Source organism: Virgibacillus doumboii (genome assembly GCF_902806455.1).
GTDB lineage: Bacteria > Bacillota > Bacilli > Bacillales > Amphibacillaceae > Lentibacillus > Lentibacillus doumboii.
The window spans coordinates 2,421,892-2,445,261 of the sequence record NZ_CADCWQ010000001.1 but is presented as its reverse complement, the minus strand read 5'-3'; the positions used below and the strand labels follow the sequence as shown (position 1 = coordinate 2,445,261).

The 23,370-nt window shown below is 39.1% G+C and carries 23 protein-coding genes; 14 read left to right on the top strand and 9 right to left on the bottom strand.

The features are described from left to right. Positions 1-26: 26 nt before the first annotated feature. A complete protein-coding gene (locus G6R02_RS11945) occupies positions 27-965 on the bottom strand; it encodes an AEC family transporter (RefSeq protein ID WP_164669468.1) in 939 nt (312 codons plus the stop codon). Positions 966-1,112: 147 nt separating this feature from the next. Here G6R02_RS11945 and G6R02_RS11940 point away from each other — a divergent pair, with 147 nt between their 5' ends. After that, positions 1,113-1,529: a YugN family protein gene (locus tag G6R02_RS11940; RefSeq protein WP_164669467.1), complete on the top strand. Its 417-nt coding sequence runs from the start codon at positions 1,113-1,115 to the stop codon at positions 1,527-1,529. A 581-nt stretch (positions 1,530-2,110) separates the two neighbouring features. On the opposite strand, the gene G6R02_RS11935 is transcribed toward G6R02_RS11940, so the two are convergent. Next, the gene (locus G6R02_RS11935) at positions 2,111-3,016 is read right to left on the bottom strand and encodes a nuclease-related domain-containing protein (protein ID WP_205520127.1); all 906 of its coding nucleotides are present in this window, start codon (positions 3,014-3,016) and stop codon (positions 2,111-2,113) included. Between the two features lie 137 nt (positions 3,017-3,153). On the opposite strand from G6R02_RS11935, the gene G6R02_RS11930 reads away from it, so the two are divergent. The 8 genes from G6R02_RS11930 (at position 3,154) to pepF (ending at position 12,086) form a co-directional block, all read left to right on the top strand. After that, on the top strand, positions 3,154-3,894 hold the full coding sequence (locus tag G6R02_RS11930) for a hypothetical protein (protein WP_164669466.1): 741 nt from the start codon (positions 3,154-3,156) through the stop codon (positions 3,892-3,894). 114 nt (positions 3,895-4,008) lie between these two features. After that, positions 4,009-4,578, top strand: a complete 570-nt coding sequence (locus G6R02_RS11925) for a Uma2 family endonuclease (protein WP_164669465.1) — start codon at positions 4,009-4,011, stop codon at positions 4,576-4,578. Positions 4,579-4,900: 322 nt separating this feature from the next. After that, positions 4,901-6,115 carry a putative glycoside hydrolase gene (locus G6R02_RS11920; protein WP_164669464.1) on the top strand — a complete coding sequence of 405 codons (1,215 nt, stop codon included), beginning with the start codon at positions 4,901-4,903 and terminating at the stop codon, positions 6,113-6,115. A gap of 246 nt (positions 6,116-6,361) precedes the next feature. After that, on the top strand, positions 6,362-6,949 hold the full coding sequence (locus G6R02_RS11915) for a GNAT family N-acetyltransferase (protein ID WP_164669463.1): 588 nt from the start codon (positions 6,362-6,364) through the stop codon (positions 6,947-6,949). 550 nt (positions 6,950-7,499) lie between these two features. Further along, on the top strand, positions 7,500-7,895 hold the full coding sequence (spxA, locus tag G6R02_RS11910) for a transcriptional regulator SpxA (RefSeq protein ID WP_164669462.1): 396 nt from the start codon (positions 7,500-7,502) through the stop codon (positions 7,893-7,895). A gap of 315 nt (positions 7,896-8,210) precedes the next feature. Next, the gene (gene mecA / locus G6R02_RS11905) at positions 8,211-8,924 is read left to right on the top strand and encodes an adaptor protein MecA (RefSeq protein ID WP_164669461.1); all 714 of its coding nucleotides are present in this window, start codon (positions 8,211-8,213) and stop codon (positions 8,922-8,924) included. Positions 8,925-8,998: 74 nt separating this feature from the next. Further along, complete coding sequence (locus G6R02_RS11900; RefSeq protein ID WP_164669460.1) at positions 8,999-10,180, top strand: competence protein CoiA; 1,182 nt, start codon at positions 8,999-9,001, stop codon at positions 10,178-10,180. Positions 10,181-10,274: 94 nt separating this feature from the next. Next, the gene (gene pepF, locus G6R02_RS11895; RefSeq protein WP_164669459.1) at positions 10,275-12,086 is read left to right on the top strand and encodes an oligoendopeptidase F; all 1,812 of its coding nucleotides are present in this window, start codon (positions 10,275-10,277) and stop codon (positions 12,084-12,086) included. Positions 12,087-12,365: 279 nt separating this feature from the next. Here pepF and G6R02_RS11890 read toward each other — a convergent pair whose 3' ends face one another. From G6R02_RS11890 to G6R02_RS11875, 4 genes are all read right to left on the bottom strand, one after another. Then, the gene (locus G6R02_RS11890; protein ID WP_164669458.1) at positions 12,366-12,548 is read right to left on the bottom strand and encodes a hypothetical protein; all 183 of its coding nucleotides are present in this window, start codon (positions 12,546-12,548) and stop codon (positions 12,366-12,368) included. Positions 12,549-12,921: 373 nt separating this feature from the next. Continuing rightward, positions 12,922-13,818, bottom strand: a complete 897-nt coding sequence (locus G6R02_RS11885; RefSeq protein ID WP_246202553.1) for a ClpXP adapter SpxH family protein — start codon at positions 13,816-13,818, stop codon at positions 12,922-12,924. A gap of 17 nt (positions 13,819-13,835) precedes the next feature. Continuing rightward, positions 13,836-14,216: a globin domain-containing protein gene (locus tag G6R02_RS11880; RefSeq protein ID WP_164669456.1), complete on the bottom strand. Its 381-nt coding sequence runs from the start codon at positions 14,214-14,216 to the stop codon at positions 13,836-13,838. 82 nt (positions 14,217-14,298) lie between these two features. After that, entirely contained in the window at positions 14,299-14,883 is a 585-nt protein-coding gene (locus tag G6R02_RS11875; RefSeq protein WP_164669455.1) for a CYTH domain-containing protein, read from the bottom strand. Positions 14,884-15,025: 142 nt separating this feature from the next. Between G6R02_RS11875 and yjbM the strand changes: the two genes are divergently transcribed. The 3 genes from yjbM to G6R02_RS11860 are packed head-to-tail and all read left to right on the top strand — an operon-like array spanning position 15,026 to position 17,352. Further along, a complete protein-coding gene (gene yjbM / locus G6R02_RS11870; RefSeq protein ID WP_164669454.1) occupies positions 15,026-15,634 on the top strand; it encodes a GTP diphosphokinase in 609 nt (202 codons plus the stop codon). A gap of 14 nt (positions 15,635-15,648) precedes the next feature. Next, on the top strand, positions 15,649-16,464 hold the full coding sequence (locus tag G6R02_RS11865) for an NAD kinase (RefSeq protein ID WP_164669453.1): 816 nt from the start codon (positions 15,649-15,651) through the stop codon (positions 16,462-16,464). 15 nt (positions 16,465-16,479) lie between these two features. Beyond that, a complete protein-coding gene (locus G6R02_RS11860; RefSeq protein WP_164669452.1) occupies positions 16,480-17,352 on the top strand; it encodes an RluA family pseudouridine synthase in 873 nt (290 codons plus the stop codon). Here the strand turns inward: G6R02_RS11860 and prpE are convergent. Both prpE and G6R02_RS11850 read right to left on the bottom strand, forming a co-directional pair. Beyond that, positions 17,349-18,089 (bottom strand): bis(5'-nucleosyl)-tetraphosphatase PrpE, encoded by a 741-nt coding sequence (prpE, locus tag G6R02_RS11855; protein WP_164669451.1) that lies wholly within the window; start codon positions 18,087-18,089, stop codon positions 17,349-17,351. The two genes, G6R02_RS11860 and prpE, sit on opposite strands and share 4 nt — an antisense overlap. Continuing rightward, the gene (locus tag G6R02_RS11850) at positions 18,089-19,279 is read right to left on the bottom strand and encodes an FtsW/RodA/SpoVE family cell cycle protein (RefSeq protein ID WP_164669450.1); all 1,191 of its coding nucleotides are present in this window, start codon (positions 19,277-19,279) and stop codon (positions 18,089-18,091) included. Before G6R02_RS11850 ends, prpE begins: the two co-directional genes overlap by 1 nt. Before the next feature lie 1,509 nt (positions 19,280-20,788). Here G6R02_RS11850 and mgtE point away from each other — a divergent pair. After that, the gene (gene mgtE, locus G6R02_RS11845; protein ID WP_164669449.1) at positions 20,789-22,156 is read left to right on the top strand and encodes a magnesium transporter; all 1,368 of its coding nucleotides are present in this window, start codon (positions 20,789-20,791) and stop codon (positions 22,154-22,156) included. A 66-nt stretch (positions 22,157-22,222) separates the two neighbouring features. After that, positions 22,223-22,708 carry a CotO family spore coat protein gene (locus G6R02_RS11840; protein WP_164669448.1) on the top strand — a complete coding sequence of 162 codons (486 nt, stop codon included), beginning with the start codon at positions 22,223-22,225 and terminating at the stop codon, positions 22,706-22,708. Between the two features lie 77 nt (positions 22,709-22,785). Here G6R02_RS11840 and G6R02_RS11835 read toward each other — a convergent pair whose 3' ends face one another. Beyond that, positions 22,786-23,247, bottom strand: coding sequence for a CotY/CotZ family spore coat protein (locus tag G6R02_RS11835; RefSeq protein WP_164669447.1), 462 nt, complete (start codon positions 23,245-23,247; stop codon positions 22,786-22,788). Between the last annotated feature and the right edge of the window lie 123 nt (positions 23,248-23,370).

The following is a 23,370-nucleotide window of genomic DNA, read 5'->3' as shown; positions in this document are numbered from 1 at the left end:
ATTGGTTATGTTGTTCTTTTTAATTATTATTTTCCCAGCATGCTTACAACCAGATAAAGAAATGGAATGGTAAAGATACATAACAGTGTTGTAAGCAGGGTTCCAAAAGATGCAAATACGGTGTCGCCGCCAAATTTTTGCGAGTAAAGTGAAATGGTTGGGGCGGAGGGCATTCCGGAAACGATAACAGCAATTAGTAATACAGAAAATGGAATGGATAAGGCTGCAAAAGGAAGCAAGAGTACTGGTATTAGAATAAGCCTGGTAACCGCTGACTTCCATAAATAGGTATTTTTTATTAATAAAATAAAATCTTTATAGTTTACATTTGCAACTAAACTTCCTATTAACATCATGGATAGAGGAATTGTCATTTTACCAACACTATCCAGCCCTTTTGCCAGCATATCCGGCCAGCTTATTGGCAGTAAAAAAATGCTTAATCCGGTCAATGTAGAAAGAATTCCCGGATTTAGAACAATAGTCCTCCAGTCAATTGCATTCTTGTTTTTACTGAACAGGTATATTCCGTAAGTCCATATGAGAATTAAATAATATAAGTTAAACATGGTTAAATAAACAATTCCCTGTTCATCCAGCAGAATAAAACTTATTGCATAACCAATAAATCCCTGATTACCGAAAATAATTAGACCTTCATACACGCTCTTTTGCTTTTCCGGCAGTTGGGATCGCTGTTTCATCCAATAAGCTAGAAAACATGATATTAAAAGTATATATAGCGACATGGAGACAAGCCACATAAATTCTTTCAACAAGTCAATAGAAAACGAAATATCAAGTGAATATAGTATGAGGGCCGGCAACGTAATGTATAGAATCAGCTGAGTTAAAACATCATTCGTATTTTCATTTAAAATTCCTTTTTTTCTAACCACAAACCCCAACAATGCAATTCCATAAAGAACCAGCATTTCCTGCAAAAAAGTTCCAGCGGATTCCATAAATACACCTCCTGGTCTACTGTATTAAAAAAGTAAGCAGAAGGTTAATTGAAAATAAATACCGAATAATTTAATTAAAAATGCGAATATAAATTATTGAAGTAGTAGAATAATAAGGTAGGAAAAATTTACAAAGGATGAATGTGAATGATTGAATTGGAAACGGAACTAGAAGGAAAAAGAACGCATTTTGGAACAGTACAGGATTATTCGAAACAACTAAATTATACTTTAGGAGGATGCTGGGATTATCATAAAGGGTGTATCGATTCTATTCTGTGGCGTGATGGAGGAGAAACAATCTATCTGAGACTTTCAGTTAAAGTGATAAAAGGTGAACTCGATCGCCCAAACGCACTAATAGAATTCGAAAAACCATATGTGATAAAACACGTGGTGAATACAGGGTTAGACAGAGATGTTAATTCGCTAGCCACTGTTTCCGGATTCAGTCAATTTCAGGATCCACTTGATCAAGACGGACTTATTAGAGATAAAAAAGAGTGGCAGGAAAATGGGGAACAAGCTGTTGATCGTATATTAAATCAAGTCAGCTTTATTTAAAAAGCGGGTTCGCTGTTAACCTGCTTTTTATGTGTGTAGAGGTTTTGAGTGCTCGAACGAAGCTGGGAATCCATAGAAGGGTAACTCATCGGTGTTATGAGTGCCCGAACGAAGCTGGGAATCCATAGAAAGGTCGCTCATCGGTGTTATGAGTGCCCGAACGAAGCTGGGAATCCATAGAAGGGTAACTCATCGGTACTATGAGTGCCCGAACGAAGCTGGGAATCCATAGAAAGGTCGCTCATCGGTGTTATGAGTGCCCGAACGAAGCTGGGAATCCATAGAAGGGTAACTCATCGGTGTTATGAGTGCCCGAATGAAGCTGAGAATCCATAGAAAGGTCGTTCATCGGTACTATGAGTGCCCGAACGAAGCTGGGAATCCATAGAAGGGTAACTCATCGGTGTTATGAGTGCCCGAATGAAGCTGGGAATCCATAGAAAGGTCGTTCATCGGTACTATAAGTGCCCGAACGAAGCTGGGAATCCATAGAAGGGTAACTCATCGGTGTTGTAAGTACCCAAATGAATCTGGAAATCCGCAGAAAGATCACTCATCAAGGTAAGCAATCCCATCCACTGTTATATATAGTAAGTCCATTGATTCGTTCCAATAATATTAAAATTGTCTGCCAAAACTCTCCGGATTGTCTTTTTCGATGTCACCACCCGACACCAATCATAAATAACATTAGTAGTAATCCTTTCATCTGGAAAAAGAATTTTAAATTCCTCAATACTTCTCATAACAGCATCTCCCACCAGTTCAGTGTGTTCGCAATGCTTACAGATGCATTTTCTTTTATCAACAGTTACGGAAAATGAATGGCACATCGGGCAGACAATTCCTTTCCGTAGCTGGTCATAAGAATAGACCGGCAGTTGATCAAAAGGGGAATCCGTAATATGCAGCGACAACAATTGATCAGCGAGTATTTTGTGTTTGTTGGTTAGTTTTGAGGGTCGGGAATTCAGTTGATTCAAATGACGTTTAATCTGAGTCGGGTAAATAATTGGTTTGTCGAGGGGTGCCTGGTATAAGGTGAAATTAGGATTGATAAATACAAGAGAAGCATCAATTGCAGGGTTGAATCCGAGTCTGAGAATGAGCTGACGTAATAATGATTCACTTCTGCTTAATTGAAGAAGCGGATTAATAATTTCCTTTCGGGGTTTCTTATACATTTTATCCGATTCGTAGTAATAATCACCCTCCAAATTTTTCACTTCGTAAAGGCTGATTAAACTTTGTAAAATAATCAGGGAATCAATTTGGAAAGTAGTGTTGTTTACTTCCAGAAGCAGATCATTTAATATCAGGCATTCACACTGCAGTTTTTCTGTCAGACTGTCAAACTGTACTTCTCCTTCAAAGCCCTTTTTCAGACTCATATAATGACGCCTATCCTTACTTGCTAAATTCATTCGGTAGTTTAATATTTCCAGGATTATTAATTCGGTTGACTTGGTACGTGGTTTATAAGGCACAACATCGTCCACATCCTTTTCACATATTTTTATTACTATTATATATTAAATTTGCCAAAATTGGAGAAAAAAGAGGAAAATATAAATTAATGTCGAATTACATAAAGCATACCAAATAAGAAAGGGTTGATTTTATATTGAAAAGAAATGTTAATATTGAAAAGGTGGTCGAATTTGCACAGTCCGAATCAACTTCGAAACAGTTTCGGCATGATTATCCCATTTCGGATGAAACGAAAGAAGAAATGCTGCTTAACGTCTACAATAAATTCACTAAATACATGGTGGATCTCGCATCCGAAGAATACTATCCAATACTGAAAGAATTTATTGATGACCACAATCTGCCGGAAGACAAATGGGAAGCATTGGTGCATAACTTGTTTTGGTGGAAAGTGATATATGAGTCGGATGCCGATAAAGAAACGAGTTATGTGGAAATCTTTATTGACGAGCATTATGATGAATTCAGGAATAAACCTCTAATGACCTCCTGGCTCAGGGAATGGGATAGAGCAATACCGAAATTTTATTTTGTAGGACATAAACATAGTGATAATGTTTTAGTTCTTGTTGATATTCTTACGCAGGAAACACTTGATGTCATTGTATATGACCCGACAGCTTTCCCGCCTGAAAAAGGTGAAATTGTTATGGGAACGCTAATCCCGATTGGTGACGCACTATATTTCCCGATTATCGACTTTTACCATTTTGATGTAGAGGTTAGTGGAGATTTGATAAGACACATAAACTACTATTATGAAAAACATTCAGAATGTACATTGCTTGAGGCGTTTATCCACGTACTTTCCGCTGCACTGCAAATCGAGCATATCATCCTCACTGAAAACCAGGAGCATATACCTTCTGAGTAATTCTTCACAAAATTAATTTACATCCAATCACTTTGAATTCAATAATTAATCATTACTATTCAAAAAACATGCTAAAATAATCCTAAAGACGATTTTAGAAAAGAGGTTTATAAATTGATTCTGTACCGCAAAGATCCTGTTTCAGTGGATGAGTACTTTCAAATTCGGGAAAGCTCGGAAGATTTACTTGAGTATATTGACGGATATGTTTATATGTCTCCCTCACCAACGACAAAGCATCAGCGAATAGCCAGTAATTTGCAGAATAAACTTTGGAATTTTCTTGACGGAAAGCCCTGTGAGGTATTTCCCGCTCCATATGACATCGAATTTAAAGACGATTCCGTAGAGGGCACAAAAATTGTTATTCCTGACATCAGCATTATTTGTGATAAAAGTGGTTTTACAGATGCCAGATATATTGGAGTTCCCGAGCTGATTGTTGAAATTTTAAGCCCCTCCAACCAGTCACATGATCTGATTACAAAGTTGAATCTTTATATGAACTATGGCACCAAGGAGTATTGGATTGTTAATCCGATGCTGAATATGATTACTGTATACTCCCTTAATGAGGAAAAAATGTACGAACAACATGACGCAAAAACAGACACAGGAAAAATATCTTCTAAGAAGCTGGATGGTTTCTCTGTTGAATTAGATGATATTTTGTATTTCACATAATGCAAATATAAAAAAGCGGGATGAACACCCGTTTTTTTGTCATAACTAGAAGGATGTCGGTTCATTAAGATAACAAAATGCAGGTTCTATTTTTCCACTGCTTCTCGTAACTTATATTAACTACCTCAATTTTTTCCCGTAATAAAATTTTCTGCGTTATTTCCTTACTCAGTGAATCTTTATTAATCCAACACTTGTTATGCGAAAAAAACTTCAAGTAAATTCCCAAAGATTTCTTCAGCTAATTTTGTAGAATAATGTTCTAAAATTTGTCGATATCCTTTATAATAGATTTAAAATGGGAATGGGAGATTGATAGATAATGGAGAAAAAACACCTCATGATATTAACACTCGTAAGTATTCTCCTGCTGAGCGTTATAATTCCAATGACTTTTAACAGAAGCAGTGGCGAAGAGATACATACAGCAAAACCTCATGTTCACAGCAAGACTAGTGTAGCTCCAATTAATACACAGAAAAAACTGCAGCGGTTTACTTATGATTCAGGATTACATTTTGAATACCCGAATGCTGTCCGTGGAATCTATGTTACGGGACCATCTGCTGGCGGCAGCAGGTTTGATAACCTTATCAATCTCGTAGAAACATCGGATTTGAATGCAATGGTTATTGATATAAAAGAAGACCATGGAAATTTAACATTCAAACCAAAAAAAGGCTCAAAATATGAAGACATCGCCGTTAATTATATAAATGAGCCACGAAAAATGCTGAAGGTACTTGAGAAAAAAGGTATTTATCCAATTGCCAGAATCGTTGTTTTTAAAGACTCTGTACTGGCGAAGAAACGTCCGGATCTTTCTTTTACCAAAAATGGGGAAGTATGGACCAATGGAAAAGGAGAAGCATTTGTAAATCCTTTCGAAAAAGAAGTTTGGAAATATAATGTAGAAATTGCAAAAAAGGCTGCGGAGCTCGGATTTCAGGAAATTCAATTTGATTATGTTCGTTTCCCGGAAGGATTTGAACATTACGACAGTGAGCTAAGTTACAGTAAAGGTGATTATAAAGACGGGAAAAATAATGTCCAACGCCGTGTCAATGCCGTAACCGATTTTGTCAAGTATGCAAGAAAAGAACTTGAATATTATGATGTGGATGTTGCTGTAGATATATTCGGTTATTCAGCAACTATTCCTGAAGCGCCTGGAATAGGACAGAACTTTTCCAAGATCTCCAACAATGTTGATGTCATTTCATCCATGATTTATCCAAGTCACTGGACGTCATATTTCGGTATTCCATTCCCTGATAAGGAACCGTATAAGCTGGTAACGGAGTATGCAAAAGTTGAAAATGAAGTGCTCGGAAAACTGCAGGATCCACCAACTTCAAGGCCGTGGATTCAGGACTTTGAAGCGCCATGGCTTTACAGCGGACCTGCTAAACAATACGGAAAACAGGAAGTGGAAGCACAAATCAGAGCGTTAAAAGAAAACGGCATAAACGAATTCCTGATTTGGAATGCCGGAAACAGCTATAGCGAAAACGTTGATTATACACCGATGAATTAAGAATAAAATAGGAGCGGGCTCTATTTCGTATAGAGCTCGCTTTTTCGTTCATACTAAATTTTAAAATCAGGGTAATATGATATATTCTTTTAGTAATTTGGAATATCAGAAGACATGAATCAGCAAATTGGTGATTTTTGGACAAATTCTCTCTTAAATAGTTCGGAATTGTTCCAAAAGCGATTTAACATGTGGTAACTTTTTCGTTATAATCGAAAAGACTACGAAATATGAAGGAGTAGATTTATGAACTGGTATGAAAAGTTAAATAAGTATTTCCCAGTAGAGGAAATGAAATCCAAGGAGCATATGGACATCCTTTTAAAAGAAAAAGGAGATGTTTACTACAAGGATGAAGGTCCATTTCATGTGTTAATGTATGCTGAATTTGACACATTCCTCTTTATTGATTATGTTTGGGTTTCATCAAAATCAAGAGGGCAGGGAATCGGCCACAAATTAATTGAGAAACTGAAGCAGCAGGAAAAACCGATTATTCTCGAAGTGGAACCTGTTGATTATGATGATTCAGATACAGAAAAGCGACTTCAATTTTATAAGCGGGAAGGCTTTACCCACGCACAATCCATCGGCTATACTCGCCGCTCATTGGCCACTGATGAGGAAAATCCCATGGAAATTTTATATTGGTCACCAAATGATGAATCGGAAGAAGCAATTTATGAAAAGATGAAAAAGTTGTATGAAAATATTCATACGTATAAAGACGAAGAAATTTATGGTCAGTCATACCAGCCGGTTGATGAAGTATTAACTTATGATGAAGGCCGGGAGTCTGACAACATATTTGAAGGACTGACTGAAAAAGCGTAAATCAGGTGCTTACCTAAAAGGAAGTGCAAGCTTGATTTATGTAAAAAATCCCGTATCATTTTTGGAAAGTGGTACGGGATTACTGTTGTTTCGGCGGGGAGAACGAGGCTGCAATTTCATCAAATTTTTTTCAATCATGCTGTAATGCGGGAAGTAAACAGGTGGAAGGTCATTGGGGTTGAAGGACAATATGATATGAAAATTTCAATGAAATGTCTTTCATTCGGTCTATGAAGGACAAATCAAAGTAAGAAAGCCAGTGAAATGTCCTTCATCAGGGTATTTCAGACACGCTAAAGGCTTCATAAAAAAAATTAAAAATAACTCCATATAAGGTTTAATTAATTATATTTAGGGTATGTTACAAATAAATGAGAACATTTTATGAACATTGTTTTTTTTACTAAGTTTTCTGCTCTAACCTCTACCTTTTGGTTGACAAATGTAGTATACTTATACATATAGGTTATTTAAACTTATTTTAATCTGATAAGTTTTTCAATGTTTATGAAATGACCATACATTCTTTTAGATTGAGGAGTGAAGTTTTATGGTAACACTTTATACCTCACCAAGTTGTACATCTTGCAGAAAAGCGAAAGCATGGTTAGAAGATCATGAAATACCGTTCGCGGAACGTAATATATTTTCTGAGCCATTAACGCTGGATGAAATCAAGGAAATATTACGAATGACTGAAGATGGTACAGATGAGATTATATCGACACGCTCAAAGGTATTTCAAAAGCTGAATGTAAATATTGATCAGCTGCCGATGAAAGATTTATTTAATTTAATCCAGAAAAATCCCGGGTTGTTGCGCCGGCCGATAATTCTTGACGAGAAACGTTTACAGGTTGGGTACAACGAAGATGAAATTCGCAGGTTCCTTCCTAGAACCGTAAGAACTTTCCAATTACGTGAAGCACAACGGATGGTAAACTAATTATCTTGCGATGTTTATAATAATTACAGTAAAAACGCAGAACCTGATAATGTAGGTCCTGCGTTTTTTATGATTACCTAGTGACAAATTGGACGAAATCGGTTAAAATATGAAATTAATTATTGATTTATAGGCATATAAATTTTCAAACTGGAATGCTATGTCATACAATGATAATAAAGAAAGAGTGAATGGTTAATTACGTGTGAATCAGGGAAAAAGAAATAATGAATAGATAGTTAAGGTGAAGTTATCTCTTCCACCATTATGGTTGACCGTATAGTCAAGTTTTTCTAAAGAAGGGAGAGAAAAAAGATGGAAATAGAACGTATAAATGAGAACACCGTAAAATTTTATATTTCCTATATTGATATTGAAGATCGCGGATTTGAACGGGAAGAAATCTGGTATAACCGCGAACGAAGTGAACAGTTATTCTGGCAGATGATGGATGAAGTTCATTATAAGGAAGACTTTAATGTTGATGGTCCATTATGGATTCAGGTTCAGGCCTTGGATAAAGGGCTTGAGATTGTTGTAACAAAAGCACAAGTATCCAAAAACGGTGAGAATCTTGAACTGCCAACTGAGAATGGCAAAACGATTGATATATCCGTTGACGATAAAATTGAAGATGTGCTGGATCATAAATTCGGCAGCAGTAAAAATAAATCGTCCAACTCCGGTAAGGAAGAGGATGATGATGGTAACTTGTCTCTGACTGTAATGTTTAATGACTTTGAGGATGTCATCCAATTGAGTCACTACCTGGAAGATAATACCGTCGAAATGGAAAATAGTCTTTTCCATTATGATAATAAGTACTATTTATATATTGAATTTCCGCAAGAGGAAGATGAAGCAGATGATGATCAACATGAAGACGTCATCAGTCAGATATTTGAATTTGCGGATGATACGGAAGTAACCATTCATTTTCTGGAGGAATATGGGAAACAAGTATTTGAAAATAACACGTTTGAACAGGTTCGCTCCCACTTTCCTGCAGCAATCCGACGCTCTGAATAAAGAGTGTCTTTTTTTGTTCTTTAAAGGAATTTCTTCACCTTTGTCGAATTATAAAAGATGGAGGTGATTTTTTTATGCTGCAGGCTAAAACTAAATATGGAAATCTTGTTACACTTGCATCGTTGACCCGAGTTGAAATCACGAAACTAAAGCGGCAGGAAACGTTTCTCTGTCCAACGTGTAATGAAGAAGTAATTGCTAAAGCAGGGTCACAAATGATTCCGCATTTTGCCCACCGTTCCAAAAGCAACTGTCCTTCACAGGAAGGTGGCGAGGGATCTTACCATGAGAAAGGAAAAATGCTGCTATTTCAGTGGCTCAAGCACCAGAATCTCGATGTTCAACTGGAAGCATATTTACCCGAAATCAAACAAAGGCCGGACATACTAGTGAGACTCAAACACAAAGCAGTAGCCATCGAGTATCAGTGCGCACGCGTTCCGCCAGAACAAATTCGCAAACGGAATGAAGGCTATCACAAGGCAGGGATCGTCCCCATCTGGATACTTGGCGCAAATCGTATGGAACGACGGGGCAGAGATTGTTTGAATATCGATCAATTCCATCTTTATTTCATTCATCAATTTTCTTCGGCAATTCCTCTCACATTATTTTACTTTTGTCCTGAAACACTCCAGTTTATTTCATTTCAAGACTTTTACATTTCGACAAAGCAAAAGGCGATCGGCAAACTTCACGTAAAAAAATTACCACAAATGATTTTCACGGATTTATTTCAAGCGCAATTTTTTTCAAAAAATGAACTCTATCATGTATGGAAAAGAGAGAAGCGCGTTTTCCGCCTGAAACCAGCTGCACATGTATATGGCAGAGATCTGGCATGGTACCAATGGCTGTATTTGGAGGGGACCCATAAGGAACATTTGCCTTCAATCATTCATCTTCCTGTCTCCACACAATTTAAGATGAAATCCCCACCGTGGGACTGGCAGAGCAGAATTTGTCTTAAAATTATTGCACCCCTTCCAGTAGGTGGTCGGTTTTCACTTAAATCGTGTGAGCATTTACTAAGAACCCACTTACGTTATTCAAATCATTTCCTCTTGATCAAACCTGTAACAAACCCTATTCTTCAGTACCTCCAACTGCTTGAACGGTTAACTGTAATTCGTCAATTTGCCCCAAATCAGTTTATCAAAGTCAATCAAGTGTTATTTTATAAAAGTATTGAAGCGGCGCTGCCGGGGGATGATAAGCAGATGAATTTGCTTCGTACAAACAAAATACGGGCATGATTCATAAATAATTCGTTATACTAAACAATAAGGCAGGATTTTTTTGGATAAAACTAGAAAGAGTCAGTATAACGGAAAAAGGGAGGACAATTACGTGGCAAAAGCAACGAAGGAGTTACCAAAAAGAAGTGAAATACCTGAGGAATTAACTTGGAAACTGGAGGATATTTTTGCAACAGACGAAAAATGGGAAGAAGAGCTTGCATCACTAAAAAATGACATTCCATCGATTGAAAAATTCCAGGGAAAAATAGCCGATTCAGCACAAAATCTGTATGATGTTCTAAAGCTTCAGGATGAACTTTCGGAACGGCTTGGCAAACTGTTTACATACGCTCATATGCGGTATGACCAGGATACGACAAATTCGAACTATCAGGCTATGAACTCGAAGGCGGAAAATGTTCTGACAATAGCGTCCAGTTCGATGAGCTATATCGTTCCCGAAATCCTTGGAATGGATGAGGAAAAATTAAGCGGGTTTATCGATGAAAAAGAAGAATTACAGCTGTATAAGCATACGCTGGATGAGATAAACCGTCAACGCCCACATGTTCTGAGTGAGAAAGAGGAGGCATTGCTTGCGGAGGCATCTGAGCCGATGTCAACACCGTCAAATACATTCAGCATGCTGAACAATGCTGATTTGACGTTCCCGTCGATTAAAAATGAGGATGGGGAAGAGGTTGATTTGACGCACGGACGCTATATCGGATTTTTGGAATCCAAGGATCGCAGTGTGCGTAAGAATGCATTCCAGGCAATGTATGGGAAGTATGATGACTTCATCAATACATTTTCATCAACATTAACCGGTACCGTGAAAACAGATAATTTTAATGCAAAAGTACGGAACTATGATTCGGCACGGCAGGCAGCCCTGGATGGCAATAAAATTCCGGAGCAGGTGTACGATAATCTGGTTGAAGCAGTTAATGAAAAACTGCCATTACTGCATCGTTACGCTGAATTGCGCAAAAAAGTGCTTGGGCTTGATGAATTGCATATGTATGACATGTATACACCACTGGTAAAAGATGTCGATATGAAGATTACGTATGAAGAAGCACAGGAATATGTGGCTGAAGCGTTGAAAACACTTGGTGAAGACTATGTCAGTACACTGAAAGAAGGATTTAACAGTCGCTGGATTGATGTTGAAGAAAATAAAGGAAAACGCAGCGGGGCATATTCATCCGGTGCATATGGAACAAATCCATATATTTTGCTGAACTGGCAGGACAAAGTGAACGATCTATTTACACTGGCACACGAATTGGGCCATTCCATGCACAGTTACTATACACGAAAAACACAGCCATTCCGCTATGGAAATTACTCTATTTTCGTGGCGGAAGTTGCATCAACGTGCAATGAGGCACTCCTGAATGATTACATGATGAACCAGGTGGATGATGAGAAGCAGAAAATTTATTTGCTGAATCACTTTCTGGAAGGGTTCCGCGGTACAGTTTTCCGTCAGACCATGTTTGCGGAATTCGAGCATGACATTCATGTCCGCATGCAAAATGGTGAAGCATTAACTGCAGAAAAATTAACGGAAATTTATTATGATTTGAATAAAAAATACTTTGGTGATGATGTCGTCTCAGATGAAGAAATCGGTCTGGAATGGGCACGGATTCCGCATTTCTATATGAACTATTATGTGTTCCAATATGCAACAGGGTATTCCGCCGCCACTGCACTGTCCAGTCAAATCCTCAATGAAGAGGAAGGAGCAGTTGATCGGTATCTTGACTTCCTGAAAGCGGGAAACAGTGATTATCCGATTGAGGTTCTGAAAAAAGCCGGTGTTGACATGACATCGAAAGAGCCAATTCTGGCAGCACTTGATGTGTTTGAAGAAAAACTGAATGAGATGGAAGAATTGATGGTTAAATAGAGGCTGTCTGCGCTGGAGCGGGTTATTGAGTTGTTGAGTTGAAAATAGCAGGGGGAATTTCCTCTGCTATTTTTTCTGCTTGTAAAGGAGGGGGAACGAACTACAAAATCTACGTTGAAATTAAGTGAGAGGTCACTTATCGGGGTTATGAGTGCCCGAACGAAGCTGGAAATCCGTAACAAGGTCACTCATCGGAATAATGAATACCCGAATAAAGCAAAAACCAATAAAATATCCTTCATCTAAGTGATGAAGGATAACTTACAGAGATTGATTGATCTACCCCCGCATACGGCCACGATAAACGTTCCGATGGGTAAATGTATAAATCGTTAAGTAAATCGAAATAAACAACATTGGCAGTGTTATAAAAATAGGAATCAGCTGCATCAGTCCAAGAATATTTAAAAAGACAGCTATTATCGTTACCATTAAAAAAATAAACGGAAGGATTTCCTGCATTATATCCACTCCAATCAATATAATTTTGCACATTACTAACAGATGAAGGACAACATATTTTCATTACAACTATATGTGACAAAACAGTGAAATAGAAGTGTGACATTTTTGTGAAAAGATGAACAAACTAATTGTACAAGATAACAACTCTTGATATATTAAGAATGTGAGATGAGTCACAAACAAACAAAACCCCTTTGTTTGATCATGAAACTTTCTCCCATCCCCCTTTGTAATATACAAAGACGGAGATCCCTAAAGGATGTACGCTGCCCCGTACATCCTTTTTTCTTTTGTATTAATGTCGCTGATGCTCAGCGTCTAGAAATCCACAATAAAAAATACCCAAAGCACAGACTCCATGCTTTGAGTATTATTCATCATTGTATTTCCAGAAAGTCCCATATTTTACGGGGATTTTTTCAACAGATTGCCTTAATTGTAACTTTTTCATTTCCTTTTCGGTTTTGGCTTTTGTCCAGTCATATACCACTGAAATTTCCTTGTTGCCGACAACACCATAGTATTGCAGAAAGGATTCCAATGGAGGTTTACTCGAAGGTACCGGGTTTTTTTGCAGAATCTGTTTCAGAACCTGGACATAAATATCATATGGATATAGACCTGAGATTTTAATACCCTGCTCTTCAGCTTTCTGATTGAAGAACACCATTGTTGGGATATAATCGACTTCCATTTCCTTCGTAAGTTTTAAGTCTGCCTGGAAAGCTTTTTTGGCTGATGATGAATATAAATCATTTTCAAATTCCTCGACATCAAGCCTGGAATCTTCTGCACATTGTATTAAAACATCCTCATCCGAGATATCGTGCTTTTTGAGAAACAGGTTTTCCTGTACCTTACGTAAAAATAACCGGCCGGCTTTTTTGCCCTGCAGTTCGGCTGCTTTTATTGCAAGTGATGCAATCCATGGGGAAGATACCGGGTTCTCAATCCACAAATCTCCATCACAACTCATACCGGTACGGCTTGCTGTTTTTTCCCATATATCTTTTAAACGTTTCGGTTTATCAAATTTGTCTTTATTCAGCTTATTTAAATGTCCGCTGATAATTGGTCTTATAGTAAAAAAACGTCCATATTCAATGGATAGTTTCTTCAAATATGGTTCTAATGACCAGCATTCCGGACATAGCGGATCTACGAAAACATATATTTCAACCGGTTTTTGTACAAAATCGAAATAGCTATATTTTGCCGATGTGTTTGTGTCATTTGAGCTCTCAAGCCCAGCCTGCTTCCAACTCACATCGATTCTCCTTTCTATCATTGCGGTGTGTTCATCATATGATGTGCAGTCATGGTCAATTTTTCAAATATAGCCGTGCGATAAGGTTCTTCAATTTTAGCTTCATTTAGTGCAGCGTCCATACATTCGAGCCATGCGTCTTTTCGTTCAGGTGTAATCTCAAAGGGAAGATGACGTCTGCGCATCATTGGATGGCCACGATTTTCGTTATAAAGTTGCGGACCTCCGAAAAACTGGGTTAAAAACCACCGCTGTTTCTGTGCAGTCCATGTAAGATCATCCGGAAAAATTGGTGTAAGTTTTGGATGATTACCAACTCGTTTATAAAATGCGCTCACCAGTCTGTCTATTGTATCGAAGCCGCCAATTGCTTCGTATATTGTTCCAGCTCGGGACATATTGTTATTCTCTCCTAATATGTTTGTATATATTGTAGCAACGTACTATTATTTGGGCAACTAATCTGACTTCTCTGGCAGGTTAGCTATCGACTGAACCGTTTTTTGATTCAAAAAAACGCTGTATCTTATTTGGAGTTTGACGCTTTTCAATACTAAATTTTTCCAGGACCTTACGCATTGCTTCACGTCCGATTTCTTCAGACGCAGCTTCCATTTCCAATTCAAAGTCCGATGTCCCGTTATACGTACTGTAATCAAGCACCAGCAGTACATTATCATACTTTAATTCACGGCGATCTGTTACCAGACTTCCCAGATAAGTCAAATCATCCAGGGAAATATCTTTAGCAGCAAGCTGTTTTGAGGTATGTTTCTTTGGTACGAATCGTCCGGTTATCCAATCATGGGCTTCCTGTTCTGACAGGGTGTCATGTGTTTCAAGCAACCCGGTATCATGCGGTTCTTTTAAGGTTAATGTGAATATGCCATTCTTTTCCCGGATCCGTAATGCACAGCCGTTTTCTTTAAGGGAAAAATCAGCAGTTTCAAAATAATGGTTTGTTTGTGTTTGGGTTTCTTCCGGAAATGGAAGACTATCAAGGACACGATTAAACTCAGATTCTGTCAACAGGTTTTTGTATTCAATTTCAATTTCCTGTGCCAATTTAGTTGTAACCTCCGCAGGTTCAGGATTATTATAGAAACGTATGTTAATTATGGCGAATGATGTTCATATATGCAAAGATTATCCATTTTTATGTGTTATGATAGGATAGGAATTAGATGATATTCAGGTGGTGTATACAATGAATTGGGATGCAATACTTGCCCCATATACACAAGTGGTTGAAGAATTGAAAGTGAAGTTAAAAGGTATACGAAAGCAGTTTGAATATGAATCCAGACATTCACCGATTGAATTTATTACCGGACGTGTCAAGCCTGTTCCGAGTATTTTGGAAAAAGCGGAAAGCAGACGAATACCATTGGACAAGATTGAGCACGAACTTCAGGATATTGCGGGTGTCAGGGTGGTTTGTCAGTTTGTTGATGATATTTATACAATAGTAAAAATGATTCGATCACGTAAGGACTTTACTATAATTGAAGAAAAGGATTATGTATCAAGAAAGAAAGAGAGTGGTTACCGGTCGTACCATATTATTATTGAGTACCCTGTTGAAACAATTCAGGGAGTAAGGCAGGTAGTTGCGGAGATTCAAATACGGACACTTGCCATGAATTTTTGGGCAACAAACGAACATTCACTGAACTACAAATACAAAGGCAGAATTCCCTCAGAAATTAAATCCAGGCTGCAGCGGGCAGCGGAGGCGGCATTCAAGCTGGACGAGGAAATGTCAATTATTAAAAATGAAGTACAGGAAGCACAACGAATATTCCATCGAAAGTAAGGAGCGAACTGGTTGTGAAATTTGCAATAGTATCAAAAGGCGATGATCGATCAAATAAAATTCAGGCTACTATGAAGCAATACTTAACTGATTTTGATTTAGATTATGATGAAAAAAATCCTGACCTGGTTATATCCGTTGGAGGAGATGGCACATTTTTAGAGGCATTTCATAATTATGTACATTGCCTTGAGTCAACTTCATTCATTGGTGTTCATACGGGTCACTTGGGTTTCTATGCGGATTGGGTTCCTGATGAAGTAGAAAAACTGATAATCGAGATAGCAAAAACGCCTTTTCAGGTTGTTGAGTATCCCCTTCTGGAAGTAATTATCCGCGGACATTCCGGTGGCAGAGAAGACCGTTTTCTTGCATTAAATGAAGCTACCATCAAAACACCAGAAGGTTCGGTTGTGTTTGATGTCGATATTAAGGGAGCACATTTTGAAACGTTTCGCGGAGATGGTCTCTGTATTTCAACGCCATCAGGCAGTACCGCGTATAATAAAGCATTAGGTGGCGGGATTATCCATCCGTCCCTCGAGGCAATCCAGCTTACTGAAATGGCATCAATCAACAATCGGGTTTTCCGTACAATCGGTTCCCCGCTGATTTTGCCAAAACACCACACGTGTCTGCTTAAGCCGATTGTCGACCGAAGCTTTTTAATTACGATTGATCACTTCACGCAAAGCTACACGAATGTGAAGTCAATCCAGTGCCGGGTAGCAAAAGAACGTGTTCGTTTCGCACGGTTCAGACCATTTCCATTCTGGGATCGGGTCCGTGACTCATTCGTGGCAGATGATGACGATGATAAGAATAAGTAATGCGGGTGAAGCGCTGTGAAGTGGATTATTGACCATCAACATGAAGGACTGACCATACACGAATACTTGCAGCAGGTACAGGCATTTTCCAGAAGTTTAATCAAATCCGTCATCCATGATGGAGGACGGATTTGTGTAAATGATTTACCAAAAACAGTCCGTTATCTTTTGTGCGGAGGTGATGAACTTTTAGTTGTTTTCCCTGAGGAGAAAAAAGGTCCATTCATGGTTCCCGAGGGAATGCCGCTTTCAATTATTTATGAGGATAAAGATGTTTTAATCCTGGACAAACCACCAGGAACGGCAACGATCCCGTCGAATCTGCATCCATCCGGAACCATCGCGAATGGAGTGCTTGCGTATTATGAAAAATATGACATTCCCTACACATTCCATGTGGTAACAAGGCTTGATAAGGATACTTCCGGTTTATTATTAATTGCAAAACACCGTTACAGTCATTCAATTTTATCGCGATCACAGAAGGCCGGTAAAATAAACAGGAAGTACGTTTGCGTTGTGGAAGGACATTTGGCAGATAAAAAAGGAACCATCAATGCTCCAATTGGCCGCAAAGAAGGTTCCATTATTGAACGAACCGTAACCGAAACTGGAAAATCAGCTGTTACACATTACAGCGTAAGACAGGAAGGTTCAGCACATTCGCTGGTGGATGTTCAGTTGGAAACAGGAAGGACACATCAGATACGTGTACATTTCTCATATCTAGGTCATTCATTGGCCGGTGATGATTTATACGGCGGTTCGACTGCATTAATCCACCGGCAGGCATTGCATTGTTACCATATTGCTTTTCAGCATCCAACAACGAAAAAGAATATGGACTTTTCCATTCCGGCCGCTGATGATATGACACAACTGATTTAGTCAAAATACCGGAATTTTTCCTCGATCAATGGCTGCCTGGATGGAACCGAAACGATTTTTTCCTCCGGTAAGCGAAAGGCAGTCAGCTTATTTCCGAATACACATCCAGTATCAATATTAATCGTTTTATTCACAATCCGCGGTTCTTTTACAGGCGTGTGCCCATACACAATCCAGCGGTTCCCCTGGTAATCCAGTGCCCAATCACGTCTGATCGGACGGCCGTCATTATGAAACCTGCCCGTTATATCCCCGTACAGGACAAAGGTTTTTACTCGTTTATCCGTTCTGCCAATAAATGATTCTTTAATCCCTGCATGGGCCACAACAGCCTCAACTTCCGGCATTTCCAAATAAAGCGGCGCTGTCTCATAGAGTTCGATAAATTCATTCCTTATTTTAGTCTGCTCAGACTTTGGCAAAGCGGTGTATTCCGCCGTGGTCGTTTCCAGTCCATGCCGCTCTTGAACATTATTTCCGAGAAAATAACGGTACAGCTTATTGCAATGGTTCCCGGGGACGTACCGGGCTTGTTTATGAACAACAACCATATCGTATACGATTTTAATCGACCCAATGGAAAAAGGCCCCCGATCGGTAATATCCCCTAAAAATACGGGGATTCTGCCGTCAGGGTGCACAAAAATACCATCCTTTTGGTTGTAGCCTAGTGCATGAAACAGCTCATGGAGTTCCTCAAGACATCCATGTACATCGCCAATAACGTCTATTTGCATTAATCTTTCCACCTTGCCTCACTAAACATATATTCTTTTGTCCTCGAATGTACATTAAGAACAATGCCAATTGCCAGCATATAGGTGATTGTTGAGCTTCCTCCATAACTCAGGAACGGAAGCGGCAGTCCGGTAATCGGCAGCAGCTGGATTGACATACCGATGTTTTGGAATATCTGATAGGCAAACATCCCGATAATACCTGTTATCAGGTAGCTGCCATATTTATCATTACTGAGCAAGGCAATATGAATCAGCCGATAAATCAATAGGAAAAATAATGTTACAACAATACTTGAACCGATAAAGCCAAATTGTTCAGCAACAGCAGTGAAAATCATATCCGTATGCCGTTCAGGCACATAAACTTCCATATTGCTGATACCTTTACCGAACAGTTGACCGGATCCAATCGCCATCATTGCCAGAATCAGCTGATACCCTTCATCATAGTTTTGTTGTGGATTAAGCCAGCCGGTAAATCTGCTGGAGACGTGTTCAAAAATGGACTCTTCCAGGAAGTCTGCAATCGGCCCGGGAAATAAGTACCATGCAACAATTGCCAACAGAACAATATCGACTATAATAAAAAGAATGGAGAAAAGAATCCGCCATTTGACACCTGAGATAAGAATCATACTTCCTGTAATCGCTGCAAGCACCAAAAATCCACCCAAATCGGGCTGAACGGCAAGCAATCCCATAGGGGGAAGGGAAAGCAGCAATATCTTTGCAAGCAGACCCAAATCACTTTTGATCGTTTTGTTGAAATATTTATTGTTATGCCGGACAATGACATGGGCAAGTGTCATAATCAGGATTACTTTCATAAATTCCCCGGGTTGAATGGTTCCCAGTACCGGAAATTTGAACCAGCTGACAGCACCATTGGCTTCATGGACAATTCCGGGTGGAAATCCTGCAAAAAGCATAAGTAATGAAGTTAAGCCGATTCCATATAATATCCATGTAATCTGGTGAAAACGGTCATAATCGATAAGCATAACGGCGAAGATCACCATTCCGCCGGCTATATACCAAAGTGCCTGTTTGATAAAGAAGTTCGAACCATCATATTTTGGGGGTAAACTTGGTTCGAGTATATATAAAGTAAAAACGCTTGTAATTCCTAAGAGTATTAAAATAAATATTAATGTATAATCAAGATTTAATGGGGTTCGTTGTCGCATTCGCTAAACCTTACTTTCTGTTTATTCTTTGTTTGTCTCTATTAGGCAAGTTTACACGAAAAACGGAAATAAATTAAGTACTCTGGTTAAAAAATATAAAATGATATTGGAATATCAAAGGAACATGAAGGGTATATAACCATATAGCATTAATATTTATATCTTGGTACCATAAATGAAGGCAGTTTTCTGCAAAGATTGTTGTTATTTACGTCGCAGTTGACGAAAAATGCGAACTGCTGAAAAAAAGTCGAGTGCAATAACACCGCTCCGGAAATACACTTCGCTTTCCGTGGGCGGCTGCTGAGCCCACTACGTGCTAACACACTCCGTGGTCTCACCTAGGCCTTTCCTTCCCCAGGAGTCTCAGCGTATTTCCTCCGCTGGGTTCCGTTCGTTGTAGTCTTAGTTAAATAGCAATATGTTTTATTATAATTCAATTTTCACACCAATAGTATAGGCTCAAACAGTTAAATTAGTTAATCTCGAAACGTTTTTGAGTTGTTGCCTTGACAACCTCAGTAAACATAAAAGCCCTTTGTACACAAAAGATATAATCAGCGGAACAGTTTGAGTGAAAATATCCCCCCTGAGCTATTATATGGCTGGTGTAAAGAACAAAAAAGTGCGAAAGCAATGATGAAAAGTGGTTCATCGGGGTTATGAAGGACAAAGGGAAGCGAAAGCAATGATGAAAAGTGGTTCATCGGGGTTATGAAGGACAAAAGAAAGCGAAAGCAATGATGAAAAGTGGTTCATCGGGGTTATGAAGGACAAAAGGAAGCGAAAGCAATGATGAAAAGTGGTTCATCGGGGTTATGAAGGACAAAAGGAAGCGAAAGCAATGATGAAAAGTGGTTCATCGGGGTTATGAAGGACAAAAGGAAGCGAAAGGAAGCGAAAGCAATGATGAAAAGTGGTTCATCGGGGTTATGAAGGACAAAAGAAAGTGAAAACATTGATGAAAAGTGGTTCATCGGAGTCATGAAGGACAAATGGAGATAAAAACATCAATGAAATGTCCTTCATTAGGGAAACGAAAGGAAAAAACGGAAACCTCACTAAAATATTTTACCGTTAATTCAAAGTGAACCTTAGTAGTATATCTTTGACCTCCCTAATTCCTTCAAGGCGTATGTGTTCATTTTTACGCTGCGAAAGTTGAGTTATAATGATTAAAAAAGATTAAATTTTAAACCATAACCAGCAGCTGGAATATGCGAGATATCCTGCGGGAAGAAAAGCCTAGGTGAGACTTCGATGCGCGCCAGCGATTCGGAGGCTCACCAGCTGCCCGCGGCTAAGAAGACACTGCGAAAACGAACTTTTTGAGCAGATGTCGCCTTGGTACCCGGAGGTGTGAAAGCGAGTATATTCCAGCTGCGGCGCCAAAGAGCCTTACTAAATGATTTAAACCTTATCAGAATTATTTCGCATTTTATGGATTATGTACCAACAACCATCTATAAGATAAGAGCCAAAACAAAAAAGTTTTAAGGATGTGATCATATGGAAGATACAGTTACGCAGCATATCCAGTGGGATGAACTGCAGGCCCATATTAAAAATGAGGAATTGGAAGCGTTCCGGAAAGAGTTCCTTGATATGCACCCATATGATCAGGCAATGTTCTTTTTGGAGCAGGAAGCGGAATCCCGTTTAAGGATTTATACATACCTGTCCCCGGAAGAAACAGCAGATTTTATGGAAAACATTGAACTGGAAGACATCGAATCGTTTTTTACTGAGATGGATCCGCGCTTTGCGGCGATGGTTATTTCCGAAATGGCAACAGACGATGCAGTGGATATTTTAAATGAGCTGGAGAAGGATGTCGTCGTCAGTTTCCTCACCATAATGGATGAGAAGGCTGCAGATGAGATTAAAGAACTTCTCCACTATGAAGAGAAAACGGCCGGTAGTATCATGACTACCGAGTTTGTGGCGATTTATAAGACAGATACAGTTAAAGAGACGATGCAGCTATTGAAGGCTGAGGCACCGGAAGCGGAAACAATTTATTATTTATATGTACTTGATGCTGACAAACGGCTTGTTGGTGTTACATCATTGCGTGATTTAATTATTTCGGAAGACGATGTTCGGATTGCCGATGTAATGAGTGAAAAAATTGTTTCCGTATCCGTCGCAAAAGATCAGGAAGAGGTTGCCCAAATGATTCGCGATTACGACTTCCTGGCACTGCCGGTTGTTGATTTTCAAAACCATCTGCTGGGAATAATTACCGTCGATGATATATTGGATGTTATGGAAGAAGAAGCGAGCGATGACTACTCCAAACTTGCCGGGGTATCGGATATGGACCGGCCAAAAGATAGTGCATTCATTTCGGCAAAAAAGCGCCTGCCATGGCTGGTTATTTTATTATTTTTAGGAATGCTGACAGCAAGTTTGATTGGACAGTTTGAAAAAACTCTTAATCAGGTGGCGGCGCTTGCGTTATTTATTCCGCTGATTGCGGGGATGGCCGGGAATACAGGTACACAGTCGCTTGCAGTTGCCGTCCGTGGTATTGCAACCGGTGATTATGGCAAACAGGGGAAAATGAAACTGATTTTGCGCGAAGCCGGTACAGGGCTGATTACCGGAACCGTTTGTGGAATATTAATAACGATTATTATTTTCCTGTGGAGGGGCGAATTTTTCCTTGGATTGCTTGTAGGGCTCTCCATTATGGCAACGCTGATTGTTGCAACGATTGCGGGATCTTTCGTGCCAATTTTAATGGATAAACTCGGCATTGACCCGGCTGTTGCATCCGGTCCGTTTATTACAACAATAAATGATATTATTTCGATTCTAATTTATTTTGGGCTGGCAACTGCATTCATGAATTTTTTAATCCAATCCTCATGATACACATATTTAAAACTGGGTTCATATACTAGTTTGACTAATGCAATACAAAGGAGAGAATATCCGATGGGAAAAAAGAAGTACGCGAAAAGCCCATTACTCTATATTCATCAGCCAAACATACGAACTCCGGAAGCACCGATGCAGCACAATTACGTAACACCAAAAAAATCCGGTGAGCAGCAAGTGCAGGAACAACCGAAAAAGACGCAGAAACGCCCATTGAAACGAAGTAGTTCAGTTAAAAATAATGAAAATAAAGATAATGTAGAAGAAATTGAATCGACTGATGAAGAGGAAGAGGCTGAGAGTTCGGAACAGGATCGTAAGAAATTTAAAGATATGACATTGCGTGAACGGGTCAATTATTTTATGAATAGGCCTAAACATGTTCCTATTATGAAGTGTGAGGTAAAAACGGAAGAACGAAATTATCGTGGCGTCATTGTTGATTTTCAGGAAGAAACCGTATTTATGCGTGTCGGAAGAAGAACATCCCAAACAAAAATTCCGTTCGATTCGATTAGTGAAATTCGTATGATTGGTTTCTAAGTGAGCGTGATCTGCAAAGCGGATATAAAAGTAAGGGTGCTCCAGCAAATGCCGGAGCACCTTTTCATTTTCAAAGATTAGCCGTTAAAAGCATCAGTTGCTGGCAGGCAAGTTACATGACAGAAGCAATCCAAATTGACAGTCATGCAGATACCTGTAGTACGCAATGGGTTCGTGTCCTGGTCTACTGGATCTTTTGGATTGTCATCATCGTCATCTGGGTCTCTCAGTAATTCAATTACCGCACAGCAGTCATCATCAACTTTTTTGACACGGAAGAAAAAGCTTGATGTCATATCCCCGACATCATCCGGATCCGCACCAAAGCCTTTAAATGGTTTACACCCATCTTTGCAGTATAGGATTACCGGTACTGTGTCCAATCCATTACCATTGTCTGTTTCGCCAAGCAAATCACTGATGGAGCGTTCACAGCTGGTTTCACAGCAATTTTCCACAACATCATTCTGTGCATCGACGATTTCTCTTAAAATATCACAAACACAGCTACCTGTATCGAAGTTTTTTCCACAACCCATGAATTATTACTCCTTCCTTAAAGTTATTGACTTGTTGTCTTTAATAGGATATGTGTCAGTAGGGATAAGGTGTGGGCATCCGTCTTCATTATCGGGATATTTACTGGGGAAATCTTTAAGTTT